This is a genomic window from Ligilactobacillus sp., assembly GCF_036846325.1.
Taxonomy (GTDB): domain Bacteria; phylum Bacillota; class Bacilli; order Lactobacillales; family Lactobacillaceae; genus Ligilactobacillus.
Window position 1 is genome coordinate 3,205 of the sequence record NZ_DAIUCE010000118.1, and the last position, 1,089, is coordinate 4,293.

The 1,089-nt window shown below is 46.8% G+C and carries 1 protein-coding gene; it reads left to right on the forward strand.

Translation table 11 applies throughout. The features are described 5' to 3' along the window. The first annotated feature begins 237 nt into the window (after nt 1-237). On the forward strand, nt 238-1,050 hold the full coding sequence (locus V7Z60_RS08900) for a hypothetical protein (protein ID WP_334117473.1): 813 nt from the start codon (nt 238-240) through the stop codon (nt 1,048-1,050). The last annotated feature ends 39 nt before the right edge of the window (nt 1,051-1,089 follow it).

Consider the following 1,089-nt stretch of genomic DNA (forward strand, 5'->3'; position numbering starts at 1 on the left):
GCCAAGTCAGTCGCCCCTTATGTGGGGGCGTGAGTTGAAATTTCAGTGGTTTGTGGCAAGGGATTGTTGCTTTTGGTCGCCCCTTATGTGGGGGCGTGAGTTGAAATATCAGTAACAACAGGCCGTCGAGCCTGGTACTATGTGCTACCTGTCGGGCAACCCGAACCTGGAACATACACGGCTAGTCTTGATGTCAAGCTGATTAGCTGCACATCTGAGTTGCCGAAAGCGCAAGTGATGATACGTGAACGGACCAACTGGCATGGATACGCAGCTAGTGAAGAGCTGCCGCTGAAAGTCGGTGAGACTGTCCGTATGAGCGCAACTGGAATTGTTCCGTCTTCAACCGCTTCAATGCGGATTGATATAGAATTTCTGACCTCGAGCTCATTTTTGGGTCAAGTCGCCATTCGCCACGTCAAACTTGAAAAAGGCAACAAAGCCACCGACTGGTGCATGTCGGACGGGGACATTAACAAGCGCATACAGGCTCAGGCCGATGCACTCACGGCTTATCAAGCTGAAGTAAAGCGAACATACGCACTGTCGTCATCTGTGTATACCAAGACAGAAACGCAGACGCGTGAGAACAATCTTAGAAACTCAACCATCAGTGACTTGAAAGGTACCGATGACTGGAAGAAGTTAATCAAGATCAATCAGAATTCAAGCTGGTTACAGGATGCAACAGGTTTTCAGCAACAGGTCTGGAAGTACAATCTTGATTCAAGTAGCGAGCTTATCGGAAAGAAGAGCTTTGAGAATGGAAAAGCAGGTGATTGGCGTTGCGGTGACTTGAAAACACCTGCTCAATTTGTGGAAGACAATGCTGCATACGGATTCCGGAACTATATCAGAACGACAAGTCAGAGTATCGGTGATTTGTATTACTACGGGAACGGTTGGGTATCCGTACGTCCAGGAGATAAATTCTATGTCGAGATACTAGTTCCAAACTTCAGCGGCGTTTACAACAATTTAAATATCACGGTTATTGCGTATTTAAGATACGAGCAAAACGGCAAAACATGTTGTCTGATGTCAACCTGAATCCAAACTCAACAACCAAGCAGAAGCATTTGCCTGCTC